The 19329-nt window shown below is 73.1% G+C and carries 20 protein-coding genes; 12 read left to right on the forward strand and 8 right to left on the reverse strand.

The window, feature by feature from the left end; genetic code table 11:
- Window positions 1-38 precede the first annotated feature (38 nt).
- Together CR470_RS12090 and CR470_RS12095 are read right to left on the reverse strand one after the other, a co-directional pair.
- Window positions 39-674, reverse strand: coding sequence for a response regulator (locus CR470_RS12090; protein WP_097867592.1), 636 nt, complete (start codon window positions 672-674; stop codon window positions 39-41).
- The gene (locus CR470_RS12095) at window positions 671-1870 is read right to left on the reverse strand and encodes a sensor histidine kinase (RefSeq protein WP_097867593.1); all 1200 of its coding nucleotides are present in this window, start codon (window positions 1868-1870) and stop codon (window positions 671-673) included. Before CR470_RS12095 ends, CR470_RS12090 begins: the two co-directional genes overlap by 4 nt.
- A gap of 110 nt (window positions 1871-1980) precedes the next feature.
- On the opposite strand from CR470_RS12095, the gene CR470_RS12100 reads away from it, so the two are divergent.
- Both CR470_RS12100 and CR470_RS12105 read left to right on the forward strand, forming a co-directional pair.
- On the forward strand, window positions 1981-3063 hold the full coding sequence (locus CR470_RS12100) for an ABC transporter permease (RefSeq protein ID WP_097867594.1): 1083 nt from the start codon (window positions 1981-1983) through the stop codon (window positions 3061-3063).
- Complete coding sequence (locus CR470_RS12105) at window positions 3060-3740, forward strand: ABC transporter ATP-binding protein (RefSeq protein WP_097867595.1); 681 nt, start codon at window positions 3060-3062, stop codon at window positions 3738-3740. The genes CR470_RS12100 and CR470_RS12105 overlap by 4 nt, the downstream gene beginning before the upstream one ends.
- A 49-nt stretch (window positions 3741-3789) precedes the next feature.
- On the opposite strand, the gene CR470_RS12110 is transcribed toward CR470_RS12105, so the two are convergent.
- The gene (locus CR470_RS12110; protein WP_097867596.1) at window positions 3790-4593 is read right to left on the reverse strand and encodes an IclR family transcriptional regulator; all 804 of its coding nucleotides are present in this window, start codon (window positions 4591-4593) and stop codon (window positions 3790-3792) included.
- Window positions 4594-4930: 337 nt separating this feature from the next.
- Here CR470_RS12110 and allB point away from each other — a divergent pair, with 337 nt between their 5' ends.
- From allB to CR470_RS12125, 3 genes are all read left to right on the forward strand, one after another.
- The gene (gene allB, locus CR470_RS12115) at window positions 4931-6274 is read left to right on the forward strand and encodes an allantoinase AllB (RefSeq protein WP_097867597.1); all 1344 of its coding nucleotides are present in this window, start codon (window positions 4931-4933) and stop codon (window positions 6272-6274) included.
- 64 nt (window positions 6275-6338) lie between these two features.
- Window positions 6339-7460, forward strand: a complete 1122-nt coding sequence (gene alc / locus CR470_RS12120) for an allantoicase (protein WP_097867598.1) — start codon at window positions 6339-6341, stop codon at window positions 7458-7460.
- A 162-nt stretch (window positions 7461-7622) separates the two neighbouring features.
- On the forward strand, window positions 7623-7946 hold the full coding sequence (locus tag CR470_RS12125) for a putative quinol monooxygenase (RefSeq protein ID WP_097867599.1): 324 nt from the start codon (window positions 7623-7625) through the stop codon (window positions 7944-7946).
- Between the two features lie 49 nt (window positions 7947-7995).
- On the opposite strand, the gene CR470_RS12130 is transcribed toward CR470_RS12125, so the two are convergent.
- The 3 genes from CR470_RS12130 to CR470_RS12140 all read right to left on the reverse strand — a co-directional run bounded on the left by CR470_RS12130 (window position 7996) and on the right by CR470_RS12140 (window position 10556).
- Window positions 7996-8826, reverse strand: coding sequence for an aldo/keto reductase (locus CR470_RS12130; RefSeq protein WP_097867600.1), 831 nt, complete (start codon window positions 8824-8826; stop codon window positions 7996-7998).
- 150 nt (window positions 8827-8976) lie between these two features.
- Window positions 8977-9756, reverse strand: coding sequence for an SDR family NAD(P)-dependent oxidoreductase (locus CR470_RS12135; RefSeq protein WP_097867601.1), 780 nt, complete (start codon window positions 9754-9756; stop codon window positions 8977-8979).
- Window positions 9757-9914: 158 nt separating this feature from the next.
- On the reverse strand, window positions 9915-10556 hold the full coding sequence (locus CR470_RS12140; protein ID WP_097867602.1) for a TetR/AcrR family transcriptional regulator: 642 nt from the start codon (window positions 10554-10556) through the stop codon (window positions 9915-9917).
- Between the two features lie 241 nt (window positions 10557-10797).
- Here CR470_RS12140 and CR470_RS12145 point away from each other — a divergent pair, with 241 nt between their 5' ends.
- The gene (locus CR470_RS12145) at window positions 10798-11715 is read left to right on the forward strand and encodes a DMT family transporter (protein WP_097867613.1); all 918 of its coding nucleotides are present in this window, start codon (window positions 10798-10800) and stop codon (window positions 11713-11715) included.
- 6 nt (window positions 11716-11721) lie between these two features.
- Here CR470_RS12145 and CR470_RS12150 read toward each other — a convergent pair whose 3' ends face one another.
- On the reverse strand, window positions 11722-11925 hold the full coding sequence (locus CR470_RS12150; RefSeq protein ID WP_097867603.1) for a hypothetical protein: 204 nt from the start codon (window positions 11923-11925) through the stop codon (window positions 11722-11724).
- Window positions 11926-12070: 145 nt separating this feature from the next.
- Between CR470_RS12150 and CR470_RS12155 the strand changes: the two genes are divergently transcribed.
- Both CR470_RS12155 and CR470_RS12160 read left to right on the forward strand, forming a co-directional pair.
- On the forward strand, window positions 12071-13291 hold the full coding sequence (locus CR470_RS12155; RefSeq protein ID WP_097867604.1) for a sensor histidine kinase: 1221 nt from the start codon (window positions 12071-12073) through the stop codon (window positions 13289-13291).
- A 115-nt stretch (window positions 13292-13406) separates the two neighbouring features.
- Window positions 13407-14144 (forward strand): response regulator, encoded by a 738-nt coding sequence (locus CR470_RS12160; RefSeq protein ID WP_097867605.1) that lies wholly within the window; start codon window positions 13407-13409, stop codon window positions 14142-14144.
- A 126-nt stretch (window positions 14145-14270) separates the two neighbouring features.
- Here CR470_RS12160 and CR470_RS12165 read toward each other — a convergent pair whose 3' ends face one another.
- Window positions 14271-15290: a Gfo/Idh/MocA family protein gene (locus CR470_RS12165; protein WP_097867606.1), complete on the reverse strand. Its 1020-nt coding sequence runs from the start codon at window positions 15288-15290 to the stop codon at window positions 14271-14273.
- 131 nt (window positions 15291-15421) lie between these two features.
- Between CR470_RS12165 and CR470_RS12170 the strand changes: the two genes are divergently transcribed.
- The 4 genes from CR470_RS12170 (at window position 15422) to CR470_RS12185 (ending at window position 19264) form a co-directional block, all read left to right on the forward strand.
- Window positions 15422-16180, forward strand: coding sequence for a GntR family transcriptional regulator (locus CR470_RS12170; RefSeq protein ID WP_097867607.1), 759 nt, complete (start codon window positions 15422-15424; stop codon window positions 16178-16180).
- A gap of 176 nt (window positions 16181-16356) precedes the next feature.
- Window positions 16357-17367 carry a sugar ABC transporter substrate-binding protein gene (locus tag CR470_RS12175; protein ID WP_441350776.1) on the forward strand — a complete coding sequence of 337 codons (1011 nt, stop codon included), beginning with the start codon at window positions 16357-16359 and terminating at the stop codon, window positions 17365-17367.
- The gene (locus CR470_RS12180) at window positions 17364-18410 is read left to right on the forward strand and encodes an ABC transporter permease (protein ID WP_097867609.1); all 1047 of its coding nucleotides are present in this window, start codon (window positions 17364-17366) and stop codon (window positions 18408-18410) included. Before CR470_RS12175 ends, CR470_RS12180 begins: the two co-directional genes overlap by 4 nt.
- Window positions 18407-19264, forward strand: coding sequence for an ATP-binding cassette domain-containing protein (locus tag CR470_RS12185; RefSeq protein ID WP_097867610.1), 858 nt, complete (start codon window positions 18407-18409; stop codon window positions 19262-19264). The genes CR470_RS12180 and CR470_RS12185 overlap by 4 nt, the downstream gene beginning before the upstream one ends.
- Window positions 19265-19329: the final 65 nt, after the last annotated feature.

A 19329-nucleotide genomic window follows, 5' to 3' on the forward strand; every position in this document is an offset into this window, starting at 1 on the left:
GCCTGGCCTCAGCGGCGGATGAGCCTGCGGGCCCGGCCTCAGCGGCGGATGAGCCTGCGGGCCGTGGCCGCCGCGACCGCCGACGTACGGGAGTCGACGCCCAGCTTGGCGTAGATGTGCACCAGGTGGGACTTGACCGTGGCCTGGCTCAGGAACAGCCTCTTGCTGATCTGCAGGTTCGACAGGCCCTCCCCGACCAGCTGGAGCACCTCCAGCTCCCGCCGGGTCAGCGCCTCGGCCGGGGTGCGCATCCGGTCCATCAGCCGGTGCGCCACCGACGGCGCGAGCGCGGAGCGGCCCGCAGCCGCCGTGCGCACCGCCGCCGCCAGCTCCTGCGGCGGCGCGTCCTTCAGCAGATAGCCGCTCGCCCCCGCCTCGACCGCCGCCAGGATGTCCGCGTCGGAGTCGTACGTGGTGAGGATCAGGACCCGGGGGCCGTCCGGTGCGGCGGTGATCGTCGCCGTGGCCTGTGAGCCGTGCAGGCCCGGGCCGAACTGGAGGTCCATCAGGACCACGTCGAAGCCGCCCGTCGCGGCCAGGGCGACGGCCTCCTCGGCGGTGGCCGCCTCGCCGGCGACCCGGAAGCCGGGCTCGGTGTCCAAAACCGCGCGCAGCCCCGCCCGGACGACCGGATGGTCGTCCGCCAGCAGCAGCCGGATCGGGTCCCCGTTCATGCCGCACGCTCCGCTTCCGCGACGGGCAGCGGCAGCGTGACCGCCACCGCCGTGCCCTGGCCGGGCGCCGACTCCACGCTCAGCGCACCGCCGAGCGACCCGGCGCGCGCCCGCATCGCCGGCAGCCCGAAGCCGCCGTCGGCCCGCTCGTGGACCGGCGCCCCCGCCGGGTCGAAGCCCTGCCCGTCGTCCACGACGTCCAGCGCCACCGAGGTGTCCATGAAGCTCAGGGTGATCTCCGCCCGCCCGGCCCGCGCGTGGCGCACCGTGTTGGCCAGCGCCGACTGTGCGGTCCGCAACAGCGCCACCTCGTACGGCGTCGGCAGCTCCACCGGAGTCCCGCTCACCGCGAACCGTACGGTCAGGCCCGGCACGGTCGTACGGGCGCAGAGCCGCTCCAGCGCGGCGGCCAGCGAACCGTGCTCCAGGTCCGGCGGGGTCAGCGCGCGGACGAAGGACCGGGCCTCTGCGAGGTTCGCCTGCGCGGCCTCCCGGGCCGCCCGCACATGCGCGGCGGCCGGCGCGTCCTCGGGCAGCGAGCGCTCGGCGGCGCGCAGCAGCAGCTGGATGCTGGACAGGCCCTGGGCCAGCGTGTCGTGGATCTCCCGGGCGAGGCGCTCGCGCTCGGCGAGGGTCCCGGCCGTGCGTTCCGCCTCGGCCAGGTCCGCGCGGGTGGCGACCAGCTCCACGATCAGCTCGCGCCGCCGTTCGCTCTCCCGGAAGAGCGCGTCGTACCCGAGGACGGTGGCGACGGCGACCGCCGCGCCGATCAGCGGCCCGATGAACGCGCCGGGCTCGATCTCCTGCCGGTGCACGACGAAGCCGGTGATCGCGGCGCCCGCGGTGACCACGACGGCGGGTAGCGCCCACCGCATCGGCAGGATGTGGAGCTGGAGGAAGTAGAGCGGGAAGGCCACCCACAGCGCGTCCGGCGACAGGACCAGCAGCGCGGTCCACAGGGCGCCGAGCCCCGCCAGCCACACGGCCCCTGCCCGGTTTCCCGGCTGAACGGAGGAGGAGAGCGGCCCCGCCGCGTACAAGGCCGCCATCAGCGCCGCCACCACCACGACCGCCGGCGTCTGCGGCGCGTGCCCGCTCACCGTGCGGACGACCACCAGGACCAGCAGTCCCATCAGCAGCGCGTGCAGACAGAGCCGCAGGGCTGCCGTGACGTGGGTGTGCGAACGCGAATCCATGGTCCGTCCAGCGTAGCCGCGGCCTCCCCGGACCCGGTCAATCGAAAGGTTGATCCCGGGCCCGTCCGCCGCGCGATGTTTTCCCGCCCGCGCCGCACGACGCTGGAGCCATGTTCGTCGCATGGAGAGACCTTCGCTTCGCCAGGGGCCGGTTCGCGCTCATGGGCTCGGTCGTGGTGCTGATCACGCTGCTCGTGGGCCTGCTGTCCGGCCTGACCGCCGGCCTGGCCCGGGAGAACATCTCGGCCATCACCGGCCTGGACGCCGACCACCTGGCCTTCGCCGCGCCACCCGACGGGCAGGCGGAGTCGTTCACCAACTCGACCGTCCGGGAGGACGACTGGCGGAGGTGGGCCGGACAGCCCGGGGTCGAGGCCGCGCAGCCGGTCGGCATCCGGACCCTGAACGCCACCGCCGCCGGTGAGCGGACCGCCGCCGTGTCGGCCTTCGGCGTCGACCCGGACGGCGCCCTCGGGCCGGAGGGGACCGGCCCGGGGCGGGTCGTGCTCTCCGAGAAGGCGGCCGAGGAGCTCGACGTCACGGCGGGCGACAGGATCGCCCTCGGCCGGACCGAGAGCGAGGTCGCCGCCGTCGCCACGGACGCCTCGTACAGCCACACCCCTGTGGTCTGGACCTCGCTGGACGACTGGCAGCGGATCGGCCACGACGGCGCCGGGCCCGCCGAACAGGCGACCGTGATCGCCCTGACCACCACCGGTGGCGTCGACCTGGCGGCGGGGGACGAGGCGGCGGGCACCAGCACGCTCACGCTCGACGACTCCCTCACGGCCATCGGCTCCTACCAGGCGGAGAACGGTTCGCTGCAATTGATGCGCGGCTTCCTCTTCGCCATCTCCGCGCTCGTCATCGGGGCGTTCTTCACCGTCTGGACGATCCAGCGCAGCGGCGACGTCGCCGTGCTGAAGGCGCTCGGCGCGTCGACCCCGTACCTCCTGCGCGACGCGCTCGGCCAGGCCGTGGTGATGCTCGCCCTCGGTACGGGACTGGGTACCGCTCTCGCCGCCGGGGCCGGAGCCCTGATCGGCGGAGGAGCCGTGCCGTTCGTCCTGGACGCGGCGACCGTCCTCGTCCCGGCCGCCGTGATGATCGCCCTCGGCGCGCTCGGGGCCGCCCTGTCCATCCGGCGGATCACCGCCGTCGACCCGCTCACCGCACTCGGGAGTGCCCGATGACGCTCACCCTGACCGACGTCACCCTCACCTACCCGGACGGCGAGGGACGGCTCACCGCCCTGGACCGGGTCTCGCTGGACGTGCCCCCGGGCACGCTCACCGCCGTCGTCGGACCGTCCGGCTCGGGCAAGTCGAGCCTCCTCGCGGCCGCCGCCACCCTGGTCACCCCGGACTCCGGCGAGGTCGTGGTGGCCGGGACGCCGACGGCGGGCCTCGGCCGGTCCGGGCGGGCGGCCCTGCGCCGGGAGCACATCGGCATCGTCTTCCAGCAGCCCAACCTGCTGCCCTCGCTGACCGCCGCCGAACAGCTCCAGGTGATGCGCCACCTGTCCGGGGACTCCGCCCGCAGTGCCCGTCGCCGGGCCCTGGAGCTGCTGGACGCGGTCGGTCTGGCCGACCGCGCCGACCGGCGGCCGCACCAGCTGTCGGGCGGTCAGCGCCAGCGGATCAACATCGCGCGGGCCCTGATGAACGAGCCGGCGGTCCTGCTCGTCGACGAGCCGACCAGCGCGCTCGACCACGAGCGGGGCGCGGCCGTGCTCGACCTGCTGGTCACCCTGACCCGGGAGCGCTCCACCGCCACGGTGCTGGTCACCCACGATCTGGCGCACCTGGAGCGGATGGACCGCACGGTGACGATGGACGACGGGCGGCTGACCGTACCGGCCCGGGTCTGAGAACGAGGAGCGGCGGGGCCCGGTGTTCCGGCCCCGCCGTCTCCGGGGTTCAGCCGCCGTTCGTGCCGTTGCTCGCCAGCGCGTCGGACAGCTCTCCCGCGACCTGCTGGAGGATCGGCACGATCCGCTCCGTCGCCGACTCCGTCACCCGTCCGGCCGGGCCCGAGATGGAGATCGCGGCCGAGGTCGGGGAGTTCGGCACGGAGACCGCGAGGCACCGCACGCCGATCTCCTGCTCGTTGTCGTCCACCGCGTATCCGGCGCGGCGCACCAGCTCCAGGGCGTCCAGGAAGCCTTCCGGGGTGGTGATCGTCTTCTCCGTGGCGGCGGGCATGCCGGTACGGGCCAGCAGCGCGCGGACCTCGTCGGCGGGGGTGTGCGCGAGGAGCGCCTTGCCCACGCCGGTGGAGTGCGGCAGGACCCGGCGGCCGACCTCGGTGAACATCCGCATGGAGTGCTTGGAGGGCACCTGGGCGACGTACACGATCTCGTCCCCGTCCAGCAGCGCCATGTTCGCCGTCTCGCCGGTCTCCTCCACCAGTCGGCTGAGGTAGGGGCGGGCCCAGGTGCCCAGCAGCCGGGACGCGGACTCGCCGAGCCGGATCAGCCGGGGGCCCAGTGCGTAGCGGCGGTTGGGCTGCTGGCGTACGTATCCGCAGACGACCAGGGTGCGCATCAGCCGGTGGATGGTCGGCAGGGGCAGACCGCTGCTCGCGGAGAGCTCGCTCAGCCCGACCTCGCCCCCGGCGTCGGCCATCCGCTCCAGCAGATCGAAGGCGCGCTCAAGGGACTGCACCCCACCGCTGGAACCGGAGGGCTTGGAGTCGGCTGTGCTGGCGTGGGACGGCGGCACGTCAACGGTCCTTTCGAAGCGGAAGGCAAGGCAGCAGCCTACCGGGCGGCTCCCGATCGGCCCACAGCTCCCCGGTCGGCGTCGGTGCCGGTCAGGGGCTGTTTTGTCCGGGTGCCGACGGTCGGTGCGGGCGACTCGGCGCCACCCCTCCTGGCCCATGCTACGTTCCGCACTCCGAAATATGACTTTTACTTTGTGGAAACCTCCAGGTGCGCGGCAGGGGTGGTCCGGCAGGTCCATGTGGCGGAAGGTGGGGTCTTGACGAGGGCGATCCACAAGTGAAGACTCCATCGAAAGCTTCAACAGTTCGTTGAATTCCTGGAGTGAAGGAGCACGGGTGTCCGGTCCGGACGTGAACCTGATACTGCGCTCGACGCGCGTCGTCACCCCCGAGGGGACCCGCCCGGCGGCGGTCGCCGTCGCGGGCGGGACGATCGACGCGGTCCTGCCGTACGACGCCGAGGCGCCCGCCGGCGTCCGCATGGAGGACTTCGGCGACGACGTCCTGCTGCCCGGCCTGGTCGACACCCACGTCCACGTGAACGACCCCGGCCGCACCGCGTGGGAAGGCTTCTACACCGCCACCCGCGCGGCCGCCGCGGGCGGTATCACCACACTCCTGGACATGCCCCTCAACTCCCTCCCGCCGACCACCACCGTCGAGAACCTGCGGGTCAAGCAGCAGGTCGCGGCCCCCAAGGCGCACGTCGACACCGGTTTCTGGGGCGGGGCGATCCCGTCCAACGTCAAGGACCTGCGCCCCCTGTACGAGGCCGGGGTATTCGGCTTCAAGTGCTTCCTGTCGCCCTCCGGCGTCGTGGAGTTCCCGGAGCTGGACCAGGAACAGCTGGCCCGCTCCATGGCGGAGATCGCCGGATTCGGCGGGCTGCTCATCGTGCACGCCGAGGACCCGCACCACCTGGCCGAGGCCCCGCAGCGCCCCGGACCCGCCTACGCGGACTTCCTCGCCTCCCGGCCGCGCGACGCCGAGAACACCGCGATCGAAGGGCTCATCGCCCACGCCAGGCGGCTGAACGCCCGCGTCCACGTCCTGCACCTCTCCTCCAGCGACGCCCTGCCGCTGATCGCCGCCGCCAAGCGCGAGGGCGTCCGCGTGACCGTCGAGTCCTGCCCGCACTTCCTCACCCTCACCGCCGAGGAAGTGCCGGACGGGGCGACGGAGTTCAAGTGCTGCCCGCCGATCCGCGAGGCCGCCAACCAGGACGCGCTGTGGGCCGGGCTCGCCGACGGGACCATCGACTGCGTCGTCTCGGACCACTCGCCGTGCACCACGGACCTCAAGACCCCGGACTTCGCCTCCGCCTGGGGCGGCATCTCCTCCCTCCAGCTCGGCCTGCCCGCCATCTGGACCGAGGCCCGCAAGCGCGGCCACTCCCTCGACGACGTCGCCCGCTGGATGTCCGCCGCCCCGGCCGCGCTGGCCGGGCTGACCCGCAAGGGCGCCATCGAGGCCGGACGCGACGCCGACTTCGCGGTCCTCGCCCCCGACGCGACCTTCACCGTCGACCCCGCCGAGCTCTTCCACCGCAACCAGGTCACCGCCTACGCCGGGAAGACCCTGCACGGCGTGGTCCGCTCCAGCTGGCTGCGCGGTGTCCGCATCGCCTCCGACGGCGTCCTCGCCGAGCCCGCCGGCCGCCTCCTCGAACGCGCCACCTGACCGCGCCCACCGGCCCGCTCCCCGAACGCGCCCCCTGCACCGTGCCCGAAAGGAACCCCTGACCATGACGGACGCCGCGATACCGCGCTTCACCGGCGACGCGAGCCCTTACGCGGGCGGCGACCCGTACGCCGACCACCGCACCGCCGACTTCCCCTTCACCCACCTCGTCGATCTGGCCGACCGCCGTCTCGGGGCGGGGGTCATCGCCGCCAACGACGAGTTCTTCGCCGAGCGCGAGAACCTGCTCAAGCCCGGGCCCGCCGTCTTCGACCCGGAGCACTTCGGGCACAAGGGCAAGATCATGGACGGCTGGGAGACCCGCCGCCGACGCGGGGTCAGCGCCGCCGAACCGCACCCCACCGCGGACGACCACGACTGGGCCCTCATCCGGCTCGGCGCGCCCGGCGTCGTCCGGGGCATCGTCCTGGACACCGCCCACTTCCGCGGCAACTACCCGCAGGCGGTCTCCGTCGAGGCGGTCGCGCTGCCCGGCTCCCCGTCCCCCGAGGACCTCCTCGCCCCCGACGTGAAGTGGACGACGCTCGTCCCCCGTACGGCGGTCGGCGGCCACGCGGCCAACGGGTTCGCCGTCGACGCCGAGCAGCGCTTCACCCACCTGCGGGTCAACCAGCACCCGGACGGCGGGATCGCCCGGCTGCGCGTGTACGGAGAGGTCGTCCCCGACCCCGCCTGGCTCGGCGCGCTCGGCACGTTCGACCTCGCGGCCCTGGAGAACGGCGGCCAGGTCGAGGACGCCTCCGACCGCTTCTACTCCCCGGCCACCAACACCATCCAGCCGGGACGCTCACGGAAGATGGACGACGGCTGGGAGACCCGCCGCCGGCGCGACCGGGGCAACGACTGGATCAGCTACCGCCTCGCCGCGCAGTCCGGAATCCGGGCCGTCGAGATCGACACCGCCTACCTCAAGGGCAACTCCGCGGGCTGGGCGAGCCTTTCGGTACGGGACGGCGAGGGCGGCGACTGGACGGAGGCCCTCCCCCGGACCCGGCTCCAGCCCGACACCAACCACCGCTTCGTCCTGGACGGGACCGTCCGGGCCACGCACGTACGGATCGACATCTACCCGGACGGAGGCATCTCCCGGCTCCGGCTGTTCGGATCGCTCACCGACGAGGGCGCCGCCGCCCTGACGTCCCGTCACCGGGAGCTGGGCGGCTGATCCCCGAACCCGCCGGGCGCCGGGCGCACCGCGATCGCAGGGGGATCGAGGTGCGCCCGGCCGATCCCGTTACGTGCGGGTGTGTCACCCTGGTCGGGGTGCGGCGAGCAGGCCTCGGAGGGTGCGAGCCGCGCCTTTCCGTCGCCTCGACCAGGAGCCCCCATGATCTTCATCGCCGTCAAGTTCACCGCCCTCGACCCCGAGGAGTGGCTCGCCCGTCTGGATGACTTCACCGTCGCCACCCGCGGCGAGCCCGGCAACCTCTTCTTCGACTGGTCCCGCAGCGTGGAGAACCCCGACGAGTTCGTCCTGCTGGAGGCCTTCGCCGACGCGGCGGCGGGCGAGGCGCATGTGAACTCCGACCACTTCAAGGCGGCGATCGCGACCATGTCGGAGCTGGTGGCCGAGGTCCCCGAGATCATCAACGTCGAGGTGGAGGGCACCGGCTGGTCCCGGATGGCGGAGGTCACCCCGCGCAACCGCTGACCGGCGCGTCCCGGACGCCGCGCGGCGGGCGGCAGTCCGACGACAGGCCCTAGAACTCCTCGTGGGACTCCGGGTCGCCGCCGAACCGCCGCTGCCGCCCGGACGCGATCGTCGTCAGCTCCTGCGCCGTCAGCTGGAACCCGAACAGATCGAGGTTCTCGCGCTGCCGGCCCGGGTCCGCCGACTTCGGGATCGGCACCGCGCCCAACTGGGTGTGCCAGCGCAGTACCACCTGGCCGGGGCTCACCCCGTGGTCCTCCGCGATCGCCACGGTCGAGGGATCCTCCAGCACCTGGCGGCCCCGGGCCAGCGGGCTCCAGCTCTCCGTCACGATGCCCTTCGCCGCGTGCACCGCCCGCAGCTCCTCCTGCGGCAGCAGCGGATGCATCTCGATCTGGTTCACCGAGGGCAGCACGCCCGTCTCCCGCTCCAGCCGCTCCAGATGCGCGGCGGTGAAGTTGGAGACGCCGATCGAACGGACGAGACCGTCCTCGCGGAGCCGGATCATCGCCTTCCAGGTGTCCACGTACTTGTCGACGCGGGGGAGCGGCCAGTGGATCAGGTAGAGGTCGACGTACTCGACGCCCAGGCGGGCCCGTGACTCCTCGAACGAGGCGAGCGTCTCCTCGTACCCGTGGTGCCGGCCGGGCACCTTCGTGGTGAGGCGGACCTCCTCGCGGGGGACGCCGCTGCGGGCGATGCCCCGGCCGGTGCCGGTCTCGTTGCCGTAGTTGAGGGCCGTGTCGACCAGCCGGTAGCCGAGCTCCAGGGCCCCGGCGACGGCTTCCTCGGCCGCCGCGTCGTCCAGCGGGTAGGTGCCGAGTCCCACCGCGGGGAGCCGTGTGCCGTCGTTGAGCGCCTGAACCGGTGTGCCGGACATGTGCGTGGTCCCGTCCTTCCCGTCGCTGCCCCCGTCCCGGCCAGCGTAGGGGCGTGGCGGGGACGGGGGCAGCCGGACGGGGCCGACGGGGGAGCGCTCCGGGGGGCAGCCCGGGGAGCGGCGGGCGAGCACTCCGCGAGGCGGTGCCGCTCAGGCCGCGTGGCCGCCGTCCACGACGACCTCCGTGCCGGTGATGAATCCCGCCTCCGCGCTCACGAGGTACGCGACGAGCGAGGCGACCTCTTCCGTCGTGCCGAAGCGGCCCAGCGCGGTCGCCGCGCGCTGGCCCTCGGCGAACGGCCCGTCGGCCGGGTTGAGATCGGTGTCGACGGGCCCGGGCTGGATCAGGTTCACCGTGATGCCGCGCGGGCCCAGCTCCCGGGCGAGCGGCTTGGTCAGCCCGACCAGGGCGGACTTGCTGAGCCCGTAGAGGGTGGAGCCGGGTCCGCCCGCGTGCCGGCTCAGGGCGGAGCCCACGGAGACGATGCGGCCACCGTCGGCCAGCCGCTCCGCCGCCGCCCGGCAGGCGAGGAAGACCGCCCGCACGTTCACCGCCAGCGTCCGGTCCACCTCCGGTCCGGCGAGCCCGGAGATCGGGCCGAGGACGCCGATGCCCGCGTTGTTGACCAGGATGTCGAGCCGGCCGAGCGCGTCCGCCGCCCGGTGCACGGCGTCGGCGGCCGCTTCGGCGTCCGCCGCGTCGCAGCGCAGGGCGACGCCCCGGCGGCCGAAGCCCTCGATCTTCGCGACGACCGCACGGGCCGCCGCCTCGTCCTGGACGTAGGTGACGGCGACGTCCGCTCCCTCCTGGGCGAGCCGCAGCGCGATCGCGGCGCCGATGCCCCGGCTGCCGCCGGTGACCAGGGCGGCGCGGGCCGGGAGGCCGGCGGGCACGGTGGTGGGAGCGGTGGTGGACAGGGTGCTGGACATGGGGTGTTCCTTTGCTGGGGGACGCCGTCGCTGCGACGACATCCCCCAGCAAACGCGGGCCGGGGCCCGCGCACCGGCGGGTATCGGACACCCACGGCCCGCCGGGCTCGCAGGCCCACGGTCGCCCGGGACCTGGCGCCGGGGCCCCGCCCGGGCACCTACCGAGAAGGCAGCAGCGCGGGATCCGTCGCCGCGGCCCGCAGCCGCACCAGGATGGCCCGCGCCGCCTTCTCGTAGCCGAGGATGTTGTTCTGGAGCACCGACTCGGCGTTGGCCAGCTCCAGCAGGGCGATCACCTCGAAGGCCAACTGGCACACGTCGGTGTCCCCGGCCAGCTCCCCGGCCGACCTGGCCTCCTCGATCGTCTGCTCCACGAAGGTGACCCAGCCCGTCTGCGCGGACGCCAGGGCGTCATGCACCCTGCCGCCGCGGGCGTCGAACTCGGCGGTGGCGGCGTAGAAGAAGCAACCGCCCCGGAACACGCGCTCCCGGGAGTACGCGATCCACGCCTCGCACAGCCGCCACACCCGGCCGAGCCCCGGCGGCACCGACCGGGTGGGGCGCAGCACATGGTCGACGTAGATGGCCACCGCCCCCCGCACGGTGGCCAGCTGGAGCCCCTCCTTCGAGCCGAAGAGGGCGAACACCCCGCTCTTGCTCAGCCCGAGCTCGGTGGCCAGCCGCCCCAGCGACAGGCCCTCCAGCCCTTCGACCGAGGCGATCTGCACCGCCCGCCCCAGGATCAACTGCCGGGTCTGGTTCCCCCGCTCGACCCGCCCGTCCGCTCTCAACGACGTCATGTGACCACTCCGTGCCTCAGAGTTATCGAGGCGTCAGTCTAGGGAGCGGCGGCGCGGCCGACGGACCCTCCGCCGCCCGGCCGAACGGCCCGACCGCCCCTGACCACGGGTGATGCCCCTGGACGATCCGAGCGTTGAGACAGGTGTTCCTTTTTCAGGGGCCCAGCGGATAGCGTGATCGCTCCGCGTGTGAGCCGGCGAGGTCTCCACACCACGTTTCGTGGAGATCCAGGAGGACCAGGTGTCCGTCGTCACCGTGCCCGCACTCGCGCCCCCGCGCCGCGCCTGGGTCACCGATCTGCCCGTGCTGGCGGTAGCCGTCGTCTGGGGCGCCAGCTATCTCGCGGCCAAGGGCATCACCACCGCCCACACGGTCATCGCCGTCCTCGTCCTGCGCTTCGCGATCGTGCTGCCGGTGCTCGTCGCGACCGGATGGCGCAGGCTTCGGGCGCTGACCGGTGCGCAGTGGCGGGGCGCGGGACTGCTGGGCCTGGTGCTGAGCGTGATCTTCCTGCTGGAGACGTACGGGGTGGTGCACACCTCCGCCACCAACGCCGGGCTGATCATCAGCCTCACCATGATCTTCACACCGCTGGCCGAGGCCGCCGTGACCCGCGTGCGCCCGTCGGCCGGATTCGTCGCCGCGGCCGGGCTCTCCGTCGCCGGAGTGGTCCTGCTGACCCAGGGCGGCGGGCTCACCAGCCCCTCGGGCGGGGACCTCCTGATGCTGCTGGCCGCCCTCGCCCGCACCGTCCACGTCCTGGCCATGGCCAGGATCAAGGCGGTCCAGGACGCCGACTCGCTCTCCCTGACCACCGTCCAGCTCGGGGCCGCGGTCGCCGTCTTCGCCGTCCTCGCCGCCGTCCCCGGCACCGGCGCCTCACCGTGGAGCGCGGCGGCGGACTTCGGGGCCCGGGAGTGGGCGGGCCTGGTCTTCCTCTCGGTGTTCTGCACCCTGTTCGCGTTCTTCGTGCAGATGTGGTCCGTACGCCGCACCTCCCCGTCCCGGGTCAGCCTGCTGCTCGGTACGGAACCGCTGTGGGCCGCCGCCGTCGGCATCAGCCTCGGCGGGGAACGGCTCGGGCTGCTCGGCGCCGCCGGGGCGGTCCTCGTCCTCACGGGCACCGCGTGGGGCCGGCGCGGCGCGGACCGGACGTGACCGCCGTCAGGACTTGATCGAGTCCGCGGCGATCATCACGGCCACCCCCGCCACGATCAGCACGATGTTGACGAACAGCCCCCGGTCGCTGAGGAAGTCGATCCGCCGCACCACCGTCCACAGCCGGAACCAGCCCGTCCACTCGTACAGCAGCCCGGCGGCGCCCTGGGCGAAGACGAGGAACCCGATCGTCTCGACGATTTTCTTCATGGGCCGAGCCTCCCGCCCGCCCCGCACCCACCGCCTCGGCCACCGGTCCCGTACGCCGCGCCGAAAGTAGCCGGTCCCGCGACTTTGGTCGCTCCCTCGCCGCGCGGGCGCCTCCGGGCCGCCCGGGCTGCGTAACTTTGTCGATATGACGCGCACCGAGTACCGCTGGCTGCTCCCCTCGGCCATGGCCGATCCCGAGCTGCCCGGTGACCGGCCCCGGACGCGGCGCACCGTGCGGGACTGGGCCGTCGACATCACGGCCTTCCTCTGCGCCGCGGGCATCGGCCTGCTGGCGCTCGCCGCGATCGACGCCGACGACACCACGGCGGACGTCTTCGTCCTCGTCGACTCGGTGATCGGCGCGGCGGCCTGCTGCGCGCTCTGGCTCCGGCGGCGCTGGCCCGTCGGGCTCGCCGCCACGCTGACCGTCGTCTGCATCGTCGAACCCGTGGCCGCCGGGGCGCTGATGGTGGCCCTCTTCAGTCTCGCCGTGCACCGCCCCTTCAAGCCGGTGGCGATCGTCGGCGCGGGCGCGCTGATCGTGGCCCCCCTGCAGCCCCTCCTGCGCCCCGACCCCGCGACGACCTTCCTCGCCTCGGTCATCTTCGGGATCCTGCTGGTCCTGCTGGTCCTCAGCTGGGGCATGGTCGTACGTTCCCGGCGCCAGCTCGTCGTCACCCTCCGCGAACGGGCCCGCCGCGCCGAGGCCGAGGCGGAGCTGCGCGCCGAACAGGCCCAGCGGCTGGCCCGGGAGGCCATCGCCCGCGAGATGCACGACGTCCTGGCCCACCGGCTGACCCTGCTCAGCGTGCACGCCGGGGCCCTGGAGTTCCGGCCGGGCGCCCCCGCCGCAGAGGTCGGCCGGGCGGCCGGCGTCATCCGGGACAGTGCCCACGAGGCCCTCCAGGACCTCCGCGAGATCATCGGCGTCCTGCGTGGGCCCGGCGACACCGACGAGGGCGACCGACCGCAGCCCACCCTCGCCACCCTGGACGCCCTCGTCGCCGAGTCCCGGCTCGCGGGCATGGAGGTCGTCGTCGACAACCGGGTCGCCGAACCGCGGGACGCCCCCTCCGCCACCGGCCGCACGGTCTACCGGATCGCCCAGGAGTGCCTGACCAACGCCCGCAAGCACGCGCCCGGAACCGAGGTCTCCCTCACCGTGACCGGCGGCCCCGGCGAGGGGCTCACCATCGAGGTGGAGAACCCCGCCCCCACCGAACCCTTCGAGCGGGTCCCCGGCTCGGGCCAGGGGCTCATCGGCCTCACCGAACGCGCCACGCTCGCCGGCGGCGGGCTGGAGCACGGCCCGACGAAGGACGGCGGCTTCCTGGTCCGGGCCCGGCTGCCGTGGCCCGCCGCGTGAGGCCCGCGGGCGCGGCGCCCTCCCGGAGGACCGGGACCGCGAAGCCCGCCCGGGGGACCGCGGCCGGTACGCCCGCCGTGCGGGGCCCGCGTACCGGCTGGCTACGGTGGCCGTCATGAACACCCCGGCGTCCCCGACACCCCCGCCCGTCCGGCTGCTGATCGTCGACGACGACCCGCTGGTCCGGGCCGGACTGACCCTGATGCTCGGCGGCGACGAGGGAATCGACATCGTGGGGGAGGGCGCGGACGGCGAGCAGGCCGAGGAACTGGTCGAACGGCTGCGCCCCGACGTCGTCCTGATGGACATCCGTATGCCGGTCATGGACGGACTCACCGCGACCGAGCGACTGCGCCGCCGGCCCGGGGCTCCCGAAGTCGTCGTCCTCACCACGTTCCACGCGGACGAACAGGTGCTCCGGGCCATCCGGGCCGGGGCGGCCGGATTCGTCCTGAAAGACACCCCGCCGGCCCGGATCGTCGATGCGGTCCGCCGGGTCGCCGCCGGGGACCCGGTGCTCTCGCCCGCCGTCACCCGCCGGCTGATGGCCCGCGCCGCCGGTGGCGGACACGACGACCGGGCCGGCCGCACCGACCGCGCCCGCAGGCGTTTCGACCAACTCGCCGAGCGCGAGAAGGAAGTAGCCGTCGCCGTCGGACGCGGCGGCTCCAACGCGGAGATCGCGGGCTCCCTCTACCTCAGCGTCGCGACCGTCAAGACGCACGTCTCGCGGATTCTCGCCAAACTCGAACTCAACAACCGTGTCCAGATCGCGCTGTTGGTGCATGACGCGGGGCTTCTCGACACGGACGGGGAAGACGGGGGCGGCCTGCGCCGACCGGAGCGGAGCTGACGGGAGTGGACCGGAGCGGGCCGGAAGAGGGGCTGACCACCATGGCTGTGCTCGATCCCCGGGACCTGCCGGACTCCACCGCGCGTCCCTCCCGCTGCTGATGACCGTGCGGGTCGGAGCCCGGGTTCAGCCGCCGGGGATCTCGGTCATCGCCACCGGCCGGCGTTCGCGGCGGGAGACCTCGCACGCCTCGGCGATCCGCAGGGCGTGCAGGGCCTCCCGCCCGTCGCACGGGTTGGCCAGCTCGCCCCGGACCACGCGCAGGAACGCGTCCAGTTCCGCCTCGTACGCCGGGGCGAACCGCTCCAGGAACCCCGGCCAGGGCTTCGCCGGGGCGCCGGAACCACCGGGCTCCGCCGAGGTCAGCGGCGTACGGTCGTCCAGGCCGACGGCGATCTGGTCCAGCTCGCCGGCCAGCTCCATCCGAACGTCGTACCCGGCGCCGTTGCACCGGGTCGCGGTGGCGGTGGCGAGCGTCCCGTCGTCGAGGGTGAGCAGAGCGGCGGCCGTGTCCACGTCCCCCGCCTCCCGGAACATCGCGGGTCCGGCGTCCGCGCCGGTGGCGTACACCTCGCTGACCTCGCGACCTGTCACCCAGCGCAGCACGTCGAAGTCGTGGACCAGGCAGTCGCGGTACAGCCCGCCCGAGAGCGGGAGGTAGGCGGCGGGCGGCGGGGCCGGGTCGGAGGTGACCGCGCGCACGGTGTGCAGGCGGCCGAGTCTTCCCTCCCGCACGGCGGCCCTGGCCTCGCCGTACCCGGCGTCGAAGCGCCGCATGAAGCCGAGCTGGAGCACGCTGCCCGCCGCCTCGACCTCCGCGAGCGCGGTGAGTGTGCCGGGCAGGTCCAGGGCGATCGGCTTCTCGCAGAAGACGGGCAGCCCGGCGCGGGCGGCGCGTGCGATGAGCCCGGCATGGGCCGAGGTCGCCGAACAGATCACCACGGCGTCGGGCAGGCCCCCGGCCTCGCCCTCCCCGGTGAACAGGCCGTCCACCGGGACGGCCGCCGCCCCCGTCCGTGCCGCGGCTCCGGCCGCCCGCTCCGGGTCCGCGTCCGCCAGCAGCAGGGCGTCCACGGCGGGGTGACGGCTCAGCACCTCCGCATGGAATGTGCCGATCCGTCCCGTTCCGATCAGTCCGATGCGCATGGGCCCCAAGGTGACGTTCGCCCGGTCATCATGTCAAGCGTTTGTCCTGACAAATGGCGGCCGCATCGATCGACGGCTCCCGGCCCCGGAACGCCATGGCTTTGTCCGGACAAGCGAACTACGCTCGCCCCGTGACCGCACATGGAACCGACCGGCCGCTGCCGCTGAGCGTGGACCGCACCAGCCCGGTTCCGCTCTACTTCCAGCTGGCACAGCAGCTGGAGGCCGCCGTGGAGCAGGGCCGGCTGGCGCCCGGCGCCCTGCTCGGGAACGAGATCGACCTCGCCGCCCGCCTCGGTCTGTCCCGGCCGACCGTCCGCCAGGCCATCCAGTCACTGGTCGACAAGGGCCTGATGGTGCGCCGTCGGGGAGTCGGCACCCAGGTCGTCCACAGCAAGGTCCGCCGCCCGCTGGAGCTCAGCTCGCTCTACGACGACCTGGAGGCGGCCGGCCAGCGGCCCGCCACCCGCGTCCTGCGCAACACCACGGAACCCGCCACCGCCGAGGTCGCCGCCGCGCTCGGCGTCGCCGAGGGCGGTGAGGTCCACCTCGTCGAGCGGCTGCGCAGCGCCCACGGCGAACCGATGGCCCTCCTGCGCAACCACCTGCCCCCGGGGCTGCTGCCCCTGCCCACCGAGGAACTGGAGGCCACCGGCCTCTACCGGCTGATGCGGGCCCGTGGCATCACGCTGCACAGCGCCCGCCAGACCGTCGGCGCGTGCGCCGCGGACGACCGGCAGGCGCGGGTGCTGTCGGAAGCGTTGGGCGCGCCGCTGCTCACGATGGAGCGAACCACGTACGACGACACCGGCCGGGTGGTCGAGTTCGGCTCGCACGTCTACCGGGCGGACCGGTACGCCTTCGAGTTCCAGCTGCTGGTGCGCGCCTGAGCCCGTCCAGCCCGTCCGCTGAAATGGTGCGGGCACACGGGTTGCGCTCGACAGCTCCCGTGCCCCAAGCTCCGTGTCCGTCGGGGCTCGGGGATACTTGGGCAGCCGGGCCGGGACCGTACACTCCCCGGCCCCGTCAAGCAGCACAGCGAGCAGCAGTAGAAGGGCACGGCGTCGTGGCAAGGGTTCGGACAGGGGTACGCGCGATGGGCGCCGTGCTGGCAGTGGTGCTGGGCGCCTCCCTCGCGGGATGCAGCAGCACCGGCGGCAAGCGCGCCGAGGAGCGCGCGGCCGCCGCGGCCGAGGGGCGGGCCGCGGTGAACACACCGCGCTGGACCTTCGCCATGGTCACCCACTCGGGCGACGGCGACACCTTCTGGGACATCGTCCAGAAGGGCGCCGAGCAGGCGGCCCTCAAGGACAACATCAACTTCCTCTATTCGCACAACGACGAGGCCAACCAGCAGGCCCAGCTCGTCCAGACCGCGATCGACAAGAAGGTCGACGGGCTGATCGTCTCGCTGGCCAAGCCGGACGCGATGAAGGCCGTGGTCGCCAAGGCCGTCAAGGCGGGCATCCCGGTCGTCACCGTGAACTCGGGCTCCGCGGAGTCGAAGGAGTTCGGCGCCCTCACCCACATCGGCCAGGACGAGTCGATCGCCGGTGAGGCCGTCGGCGACGAGCTGAACAGCCGGGACCGCAAGAAGGCCCTCTGCGTCCTGCACGAACAGGGCAACGTGGGCCACGAGCAGCGCTGCGCCGGGGCCAAGAAGACCTTCGACGGCACGATGCAGAACCTGTACGTCGACGGCACCAACATGCCTGACGTCACGGCGTCCATCGAGGCCAAGCTCCAGTCCGACAAGGGCATCGACGCGGTCGTCACCCTCGGCGCCCCCTTCGCCGACGCGGCCGTCCAGGCCAAGCAGACGGCGGGCAGCAAGGCCGAGATCGACACCTTCGACCTCAACGCGAAGGTCGCCACCGGCCTCCAGACCGACAAGCTCGGCTTCGCCGTCGACCAGCAGCCCTACCTCCAGGGCTACGAGGCCGTCGACCTGCTCTGGCTCCACCGCTACAACCGCAACGTCCTCGGCGGCGGCCTGCCCGTCCTCACCGGCCCGCAGATCATCACCAAGGACGACGCCGACGCCCTGGCCGACTACACCAAGCGGGGCACCCGATGAGCGGCTCCACCGCCGCACCGGACCAGCTGGACGAACGCCTGGTGCGCACCTCGCCGCTGCGCAAGCTGCTCGGCCGCCCCGAACTCGGCTCGGTCGTCGGCGCGGCGGCCGTCTTCCTGTTCTTCGCGATCGTCGCCGACAGCTTCCTGCAGGCCTCCAGCTTCGGCACCGTGCTGTACGCGGCCTCCACGCTGGGCATCATGGCCGCACCGGTCGCGCTGCTGATGATCGGCGGCGAGTTCGACCTCTCCGCCGGGGTCATGGTGACCAGCTCCGCGCTGATCTCCTCGATGTTCAGCTACCAGATGACGGCCAACGTCTGGGTCGGCGTCCTCGTGTCGCTGCTGGTCACGCTCGCCATCGGCGCGTTCAACGGCTTCATGCTGACCCGCACCAAACTGCCGAGCTTCATCATCACGCTCGGCACGTTCCTGATGCTGACCGGCCTGAACCTCGGTTTCACCAAGCTCATCAGCGGCACCGTCTCCACCAAGGCCATCGGCGACATGGAGGGCTTCGACTCGGCCCGCGCGCTGTTCGCCTCGACGCTGACCCTCGGCGGAGTCGAGTTCAAGGTGACGATCCTGTGGTGGGCGGCGCTCGTCGGCGTCGCCACCTGGATCCTTCTCCGTACCCGCTTCGGCAACTGGATCTTCGCCGTCGGCGGCGAGGCCGACGCGGCCCGCGCGGTCGGCGTCCCGGTCATCCGCACCAAGATCGGGCTCTACCTGGGTGTCGCCTTCGCCGCCTGGGTCTCCGGCCAGCACCTGCTGTTCAGCTACGACGTCGTCCAGTCCGGCGAGGGTGTCGGCAACGAGCTGACGTACATCATCGCCGCCGTCATCGGCGGCTGTCTGATCACCGGCGGCTACGGCTCCGCGATCGGTTCGGCCGTCGGCGCCTTCATCTTCGGCATGACCAGCAAGGGCATCGTGTACGCCGAGTGGAACCCGGACTGGTTCAAATTCTTCCTGGGAGCGATGCTGCTCCTGGCCACCCTGCTCAACGCGTGGGTGCGCAAGCGCGCGGAGGCGACGGCATGACGGCCACCCCTGAAGACCCCGCGGGAGTGACCGCGGGACCGCTGGTCGAGCTGGACGACGTGTCCAAGTTCTACGGGAACATCAAGGCCCTGGAGCACGTATCGCTGGAGGTCCACGCGGGTGAGATCACCTGCGTCCTCGGGGACAACGGCGCCGGCAAGTCCACCCTCATCAAGATCATCGCGGGGCTGCACCGGCACGACGCCGGACGTTTCCTGATCGAGGGGGAGGAGACCACCCTCGCCAATCCGCGTGACGCCCTGGACCGGGGCATCGCCACCGTCTACCAGGACCTCGCCGTCGTCCCCCTGATGCCGGTCTGGCGGAACTTCTTCCTCGGCTCCGAGCCCACCGTCGGGTTCGGCCCCCTCAAGCGCCTCGACGTCCGGAAGATGCGCGAGACGACCCGTACCGAACTGCTGCGCATGGGCATCGACCTGCGCGACGTCGACCAGCCCATCGGCACCCTGTCCGGCGGCGAACGCCAGTGCGTGGCCATCGCCCGCGCCGTCTACTTCGGCGCGAAGGTCCTGGTCCTGGACGAGCCGACCGCCGCGCTCGGCGTCAAGCAGTCCGGCGTGGTCCTCAAGTACGTGGCGGCGGCCCGCGACGCCGGCCTCGGCGTGGTCCTCATCACGCACAACCCGCACCACGCCCACCTCGTCGGGGACCGCTTCATCCTCCTCAAGCGCGGCGCGATGTCCGGCAGCCACACCAAGGCCGACGTCACGCTGGACGAGCTGACCCGGCAGATGGCGGGCGGCAGCGAGCTGGAGGAGCTCAGCCACGAGCTGGAACGCACCCCGACCCCCACCCTCCCGGGCGCCCACGGCACGAAGGGCGAGACTCCCTGAGCGGCGACCGCCCCGGCGCGGCCGACCCCGCCCACCGGCCCGCCGGTGCCGGGCAGTGGCAGAAT

Origin of the sequence: Streptomyces sp. rh34 (assembly GCF_002551245.1) — a bacterium.
Lineage (GTDB): Bacteria > Actinomycetota > Actinomycetes > Streptomycetales > Streptomycetaceae > Streptomyces.